Source organism: Micromonospora sp. NPDC049257 (assembly GCF_040678915.1).
Taxonomy (GTDB): Bacteria; Actinomycetota; Actinomycetes; order Mycobacteriales; family Micromonosporaceae; genus Micromonospora; species Micromonospora antibiotica.
The window spans coordinates 1-7469 of sequence record NZ_JBFAQU010000051.1 but is presented as its reverse complement, the minus strand read 5'-3'; the positions used below and the strand labels follow the sequence as shown (position 1 = coordinate 7469).

Below are 7469 nucleotides of genomic sequence, written 5' to 3'. Positions count from 1 at the left end.
CACCCACACCCACACCCGCAACACCCACACCCGAAACCCCACCCACCACCAAACCCACCAACCGCTCCGCCACCAACACCGGAGTCGGAAAGTCGAAGACCATGGAGGCGGAGAACGACTGGCCGGTTTCGGCGGTCACGAGGTTGCGTAGTTCCACGGCGGTGAGCGACGTGATGCCGAGTTCCTTGAAGGTGAGACTGCCGTCGACGTCGGCCAGGTCGGCATAGTCGAGCGTCTCGGCCACCAGGCGACGTACGAGCAGTTCGGCGGCGGGCCGGCGCTCGTGCTCGGGCAGCGCCAACAGCCGCCCAGCCCAGCTGGCCGGGTCGACCTCCGCCGCCCCGGTCGCGGGTGCCTCCGGCGCGGTCGACGGAGGCACGTCGACCGGCACGGCGGAGCCGGCGGTGGAGGCGGTGGCGGTGGCGGTGGAGGCGGTGCCGGCGGAGGAGGCGGCGGTGTCGATCCAGTACGGTCGCCGCTGGAACGCGTAGGTCGGCAGGTCGGCGCGGTCCGCGTCCGGCCACAGTGGGGACCAGTTCACCGGCACACCGTGGGAGTGCAGCCGGGCCAGCGCGGTCAACGCCGTCGTCGGCTCGTCGCGGTCCCGCCGCAGCAGGACGGCGTACGCCGTGTCGTCGGAGCTGCCGGAGCCGGCGTCGTGCTCCGCCTCGGCCAGCCCGGTCAGCACCGGGTCCGGGCCGAGTTCCAGGAACGCGGTGACCCCGGCCGACCGCAGCGTACGCAGGCCGTCGAGGAAACGGACGGGTCGACGGATCTGCGCCGCCCAGTACGTCGGGTCGGTGTATTCGGCCTGCACCAGCTTCCCGGACACGTTCGACACCACCGGCACCTGGGGCGTCCGGGCGGGTATGCCGGCCGCGACGCGGGTGAACTCGTCCAGCGCCGGGTCCATGTGGGCGGAGTGGAAGGCGTGGCTGACCCGGAGCCGTCGGGTCTTGACGGCGAGTTGGTCGAAGCGGGCGGCGAGGTCGGTGACGGCGTCGGCGTCGCCGGAGACGACGACCGCGTTCGGGCCGTTCACGGCGGCGAGGTCCAGCCGTGCGGCGAAGTCGGCGAGGTGGGCGGTCACCACGTCCTCCGGCGCGGCGATCGCCAGCATCGCGCCGCCGGCCGGCGCGGCCTGCATCAGTCGACCACGGGCGGCGACGAGCAGACAGGCGTCGGGCAGGGACCAGACCCCGGCGGCGTACCCGGCGGACAGTTCACCGATCGAGTGACCGAGCAGGTAGTCGGGGCGTACCCCGAAGGAGACGGTGAGCTGGTGGAGCGCCGTCTGGAGGGCGAACAGCGCGGGTTGCGTGTAGCCGGTCTGGTCCAGCGCGGTCGGATCGTCCCAGACGACCTCGCGCAGCGGCCGGTCCAGGTGCCTGTCGAGTTCCGCGCACACCTCGTCGAACGCCTCGGCGAAGACCGGCGAGGCGTCGTACAGGTCGCGTCCCATCCCGGGGCGTTGCGCGCCCTGCCCGGTGAACAGGAAGCCCAGGGTGCCGGTGTCGGCCCGACCGGTGACCAGTCCCGCCCGGCGACGGCCGTCGGCGAGGTCGGCCAACCCGGCGAGCAGTTCCTCACGGTCGCGGCCGACCACGACGGCCCGGTGGTCGAAGCCGCTGCGGCCGGCCAGCGAACGGCCGACAGCGCCGATCGGCACCGTGGGCCGGTCGGTGAGATGGCGGTGCAGGCGGTGCGCCTGGGCGCGCAGCGCCGCCGGGGTACGACCGGACAGCGGCCAGACGACCCGGGCGACGGCGGGTGCGGCCACCTGGGTGCCCGACGGCGTCCCGGGCCCGTCGACGGACGTCGGGGCGTCAACGGCGGCGGGCGGCGCGGGCCACGGGCCGAGGACCAGGTGGCAGTTGGTGCCGCCCATGCCGAACGACGAGACGCCGGCCAGGGGCCGGTTGACGGGCCAGACCGCGAGGGTGGTCTGCACGGTCAGTCGGGTGGCCGCGAAGTCGATCGCCGGGTTGGGCGTCTCATGGTGCAGGGAGGCGGGAATCAGCCCGTGCCGCAGGGCGAGCGCCGTCTTGATCAGCCCCACCACCCCGGCGGCGCCCTCCAGGTGGCCCACATTGGTCTTGGCCGAGCCGACCAGCAACCGGTCACCGGGTGCCAGTGCCGTGCCGACCACCGCACCGAGTGCGGCGGCCTCGATCGGGTCACCCACCGGGGTTCCGGTGCCGTGCAGTTCCACGTAGCCGGTGTCGGCCGGGTCGGTGCCGGCCCGGGTGTGCGCGAGCTGGACGACCTGCTCCTGGCCGGCCTGGCTGGGCGTGGTCAGGCCGTCGCCGCCACCGTCGTTGTTGACGGCACCGCCGTGGATCAGGCAGAAGATCCGGTCGCCGTCGGCGACCGCGTCGGCGAGCCGCTTCAGCACGACCAGGCCACCGCCCTCACCGCGGACGTAGCCGTCGGCGTGGGCGTCGAACAGGTGGGTACGCCCGGTGGGTGACAGGCCACCGAAGCCGCGTACGGCGTCGGTGCTCTCCCCGGTCAGGATCAGGTTGACTCCGCCGGCGAGCACCATCGTGCACTCGCCGGCGTGCAGCGACTCGATCGCCCGGTGCACCGCCACCAGTGCCGACGACTGGCCGGTGTCGACCACCATGCTCGGCCCGGCCAGGCCCAGCCGGTAGGAGACCCGGTTGGCGATGACGCTGCGGTGCAGCCCGGTCAGCGTGTGCGGGCCGGGGTCGCCGCCACCGCGCCGGGTCAGGGTGGCGTAGTCGTCCTGGATCGTGCCGATGAACACCCCGGTCGACGAGCCGCGCAGCGGCGTCGGGTCGGCCCCGGCGTGCTCCAGCGCCTCCCAGGCCAGTTCCAGCATCAGCCGCTGCTGCGGGTCCATCGCGGCGGCCTCGCGGGGCGACACCCCGAAGAACGGGGCGTCGAAGCCGGCCACGTCGTCGAGGAAGCCGCCACGACGGACCGTGCCCGGGTCGCCGGACCAGCGGTCGGCCGGCGCTTCCCGGATCGCCTCCTCCCCGCGTACCAACAGGTCCCAGAACTCGTCCGGGGAGGCGGCGCCGGGGAATCGGCAGGACATTCCGATGACCGCGATGGCGTCCTGGTACGCGGGGGCAGTGCTTCCCATGGATGGCCGTCCCTGTTCGAGGTTGGGTGTCGGGCGCGGAGGTCAGGCGACGGCGGCGAGCACCTCGTGCAGGCGTGCCGAGAAGGCGCGGGGGTGGGTGGTGTGGCCGTTGCGGCCACCGGGGAACTCCACCACCGCCGTGCCGAGTTCGTCGGCGAGTGCCTCCGCGCAGACGTACGCCCAGATGTCCTGTGAGATGCAGCCGCCGGCCGGGATCACCCGGATGCCGGTCTGCTTGAGCCGGGCGATGTCGTCGGCGTCGAGCTGGCAGTTGCGGAAGGCCGGGCCGTCGTACTTGACGAAGAACTCGATGTTCGCGGCCCGGTCGACCGTCATCGGTTGGAAGTCGACGCCCGGTTCCATCTCCAGCGTGGTCAGGTCGATGCCGCTGAGTGCCGCCATCTGCTTCATGGCGGGGCCCCAACCGTCGTTGTGGTAGGCGCGTTCGGCCGCGGCCACCCCCCGTACGACCCGCTCGCGGGTGGCCGCCGGCAGCAGTCGCAGGGTGGGGGCCTCGTGGGCGACCAGGGTGCGGACCTGCTCCGGGTGGCGCAGCGAGAGATAGAGCCCGATCGCCGCACCGTAGCCGGAGCCGAGCACGTGGGCTGGCTGGTCGGTGAGGTGGGCGAGCAGGGCGCTCGCGTCGTCGGCATGGGTCTCCATGGTCAACGCTGCGGGTGGCCCGTCGAGTTTGCTGCGGGACAGGCCGCGCCGGTCGTAGGTCACCACCGTGTACCGGTCGGCGAGTTGCTGTACGAGATAGCTGGTCCGGCCGGCGTCACCCTCACCGGCCTGGAGGACCAGCAACACCGGCCCCTGGCCCTGGACCTCGTAATACAGACGTGCTCCGGGTACGCCAAAGGTCCCGGCATCGACATCGTCGGCCACGATCGCGTCCACTGAATCCCCTCCGTTGCGCACTCGGAACGTGTGACGGTTCGACGCTAGACAGAGGGCCTAGAACGCATCTAAAACGGCACTTCACTCCAGCCAGGACGGCTTCTCCAGCAGGGTGAGGACGGCGGCGGAGCAGAGCCATCCCGGGCCCTGGGAGACCAGCAGGAGGTGGTCGCCGGGGTGGACCTGCCCGGTGTCGAGCAGGTGGTCCAGTGAGATGACCAGGTCGGCGGCGCCGACGTGGCCGACCGACCGGCCATAGTCCCATGTCGATAGAGACACGTCGATGCCGAGCGGGCCGAGGGTGGTGAACTCGGTCATCCGGGCGTCCTCGTTGATGGTGATCACCCGGGCCAGGTCGGCGACGTTGAGGTCCGCGTCGACCAGCGCCCGGCGAATGATGCCGACGTCGAACTCGCTGAGGCTCTCCACGGCCCGGGCCAGCGGCATCTCGTCGTCGGTGAAGGCGGCCGCCCGCGCGGTCATCGACACCTGTTCGGCGCTCTGCTCGACCGGCGGGGTCAACGGGCCGTCGCCGCGGTGCCACCGTTCCAGCCCGGGCAGGGTGCCGGAACAGATCGACCGGACCTCGGCGAAGCCGGGTTCGGTGGTGACGACGGCCGCCGCCGCACCGTCGGCGAGGATGTACGAGTCGCCGAAGCCGTGCCACCTGTCGACCAGCGGCGTCTCGAAGTTCTGGGCGGTGGTCAGCAGAGCCACGGCGAGTTCGGCCACGCCGGTGAGCTGCCCGACGGCGATCTCCAGCGCGGCGAGCAGCCCGTTGCAGCCCTGCCGGATCTCCAGGGAGCCGGCGCCGGCGACACCCAGCTCACGCAGGATGTAGCCGGGTGGGTAGGAGCCCTCGGGCCCCTGGTAGTAGACGCTCGCGTGGATGTGCGACTCGACGTCGGCGGTCCCGGCCGAGGAGCGTTCCAGCGCGGTCCGGGCGGCCAGCACCGCCATGTCGAGGGCGGGCAGTTTCGTCGAGATGTGCGTCCCGGTCAGGCCGCTCGCCTCGAAGACCTCCGCCCGGTACCGGCCGTCCGCGACCGCGTCCTCGGCGCTCACCCAGTCGGGTAGGTGGTGGCCGATCCCGTCGAGATAGACACCTTCGACTCGCACGGGGTCCCTCCATTCTTCAGCTGTGTTCCGCCGCAGGCCGGCGGATCGTCAGTAGCCGAGCAGTTCCTGCCTGAGGTGACGCACCAGGGCGTCGGGCGTGGAGTGGTCGAAGACCACCGTGGGCGCGAGCCGCAGGTCGGTCTCCGTGCTGATCAGGTTGCGGACCGTCAGGGCGGACAGCGAGTCGAACCCGGCGTCCCGGAACCGCCGGTCCCGTTCGACGGTTTCGGCCGACGCCAGGCCGAGCACCGCCGCGACGTTGCGGCGTACCAGCTCCAGCAGGATCTGGTCCCGGTCGCCCTCGGGCGCGAGCACCAGCCGCTGCTTGAGGCCGGCCGGGGCGTCGGCGACGGCCCGTGCGGTGCGGCGGGTGCCGGCCGGGGCCAACGACCGCAGCAGCGCCGGGGCGTCGGGGGACCGCGACCAGGCGCCGGCCCCGGCCGCGACGACCAGTGACCCGCCGACGCGGCAGGCCGCCTCGACGAGGACGAGCTCGTCGGGTGACAGGTCCCCGGCGGGCCGTTCCCGCAGCAGCGCGACGGTCGGGGTGGCGCTGGTGACCGTCGCGTCGGGGTGGTCCAGCCGGACCACGGTGGTGGCTGCGTCCCCGCTGCCGTCGCCGGCCTCGATCCCGCACCCGCGCAGGAAGGCCACGGTCGCCCCGCGCGCCGCCGACGCGCCGCCGGTGACCAGCACCGGCCCGGTGACGTCGGGCGGCGTCGCGTCGTCCACCGGGACGGTGACCCGGGCCAGGCGGGGCGTCAGCACCGTCCCGCGACGGACGACCAGGTGCGGTTCGGCCAGGGCGAGCGCCGTCGTCAGTGCCCGCCAGGACGCCTTGACGCCGTCCACCACGACGGTGTCGCCATGGGCGGGCGTCGCACCGGCCGGCACGGCACCGGCCGGCACGGCGGTGGCCGGCACGGCGGTGGCCGGCACGGCGGTGGCCGGCACGGCGGTGGCCGGCACCGCGGTGGCCGGCACCGCGGTGGCCGGCACCGCGGTGGCCGGCACCGCGGCGGTTCCGGTGGTGCCCGCCCGGCCACGGCGGCGGGGGGCCGCGGCGGTCGGGTCCGGGCGCAGGGTGACGAGGCGACTGGTCTCCCAGGGGCTGTCGGCCGACGGCGCGGGGTCGGTGTCGCTGAGCAGGATGACGTCCGGACGGGCCGCGCCGGCTTCGACCGCGGCGGTGAGCGCGGCCAGGTCGGGGTACGCCTCGGCGTAGGTGTCCGCCGACATCAGCCCGGCGCGGGCCCGCAGGGGATCGGCGCCGACGACGACCATCGTCGGCGGCGACGGCGGGGTGGCCGGCGTGGACACCGGGACCCACTCCACCCGGAACAGGCCGTCCTGGGCGGCGGCGCTCGCGGTCCGGACCTCACCGGTCGGGCAGGGGCGGGTGGTGACGGCGGCGATCGTCGCCACCGGGGAACCGGTCGTGTCGGCGACGGTGACCTGCCCCGACGCGGCACGGTGCACCCGCAGCACGGTCGCGCCCACCGCCCGCAGGGTCACGCCGCGCAACTCGGCCAGCCGGGACGGCGCGTCGGCCGGGTCGTCGACGGCCCGCAGTGCGGCGTCCAGCAGGACCGGGTGCAGTCCGAATTGGTCCGCCTCGGCGCGCTGCCGGTCGGGCAGCCGGACCTCGGCGAAGACCTCACCGTCGCGCCGCCAGCGCGCGACACCGTCGGCGGCGGGCTCTCCGGTCGCGGCCGGCGGCGGCCACACCGTCAGGTCGACACCCGGCGACGGTACGCCGGCGGCGAGCGTGCCGGAGGCGTGGCAGCGCCAGGGCGCTCCGGCCGGGGTGTCCGCCCGTCGGGCGTGGATGCTCAGCGGCCGGCGGGCGTCGTCCCCCGGTGCGCCGATCTCCACCCGCAGGTGGACAGCCGCCCGGGCCGGCACGGTCAACGGCTCGTGCAGGGTCAGGGCGTCGACGTGGTCGAGCCCGACGTCGTCGCCGGCCTTCAGCGCCAGGTCGAGCAGGGCGGTGCCGGGCAGTACGACGGTGTCCCCGACGGTGTGGGCGGCCAGCCAGGGCAGGCCGGCCAGGGAGACGGTGCCGGTCAGCACCACCCCGCCGGAGCCGGGCAACTCCACCGGGGCGCCGAGCAGCGCATGGTCGCCACGATCGGTGGTGACGCCGGACGGGGTGGTCTTGAGCCAGTAGTGCTCGTGCTGGAAGGGGTAGGTGGGCAGGTCGACCCGGACAGCCTCCGGAACGACCCGACCCCAATCAACCTCCACCCCCGCAACGAACGCCTCACCCAACGACAACAACACCCGACCCACACCACCCTCACCCCGACGCAACGTCGGCACCACCACACCACCCGAA

The 7469-nt window shown here is 73.8% G+C and carries 4 protein-coding genes; all 4 read right to left on the bottom strand.

Annotation, left to right across the window (positions count from 1 at the left end):
* On the bottom strand, nt 1-3112 hold a 3112-nt coding region (locus AB0K25_RS31580), incomplete at its 3' end, for a beta-ketoacyl synthase N-terminal-like domain-containing protein (RefSeq protein WP_363823992.1).
* A 42-nt stretch (nt 3113-3154) separates the two neighbouring features.
* The gene (locus AB0K25_RS31575; RefSeq protein WP_363823990.1) at nt 3155-4012 is read right to left on the bottom strand and encodes an alpha/beta hydrolase; all 858 of its coding nucleotides are present in this window, start codon (nt 4010-4012) and stop codon (nt 3155-3157) included.
* An 81-nt stretch (nt 4013-4093) separates the two neighbouring features.
* Nucleotides 4094-5131, bottom strand: a complete 1038-nt coding sequence (locus tag AB0K25_RS31570; RefSeq protein WP_219469031.1) for a ketoacyl-ACP synthase III family protein — start codon at nt 5129-5131, stop codon at nt 4094-4096.
* A gap of 48 nt (nt 5132-5179) precedes the next feature.
* A partial coding sequence (locus tag AB0K25_RS31565; RefSeq protein WP_363823988.1) for a phosphopantetheine-binding protein occupies nt 5180-7469 on the bottom strand: 2290 nt, incomplete at its 5' end.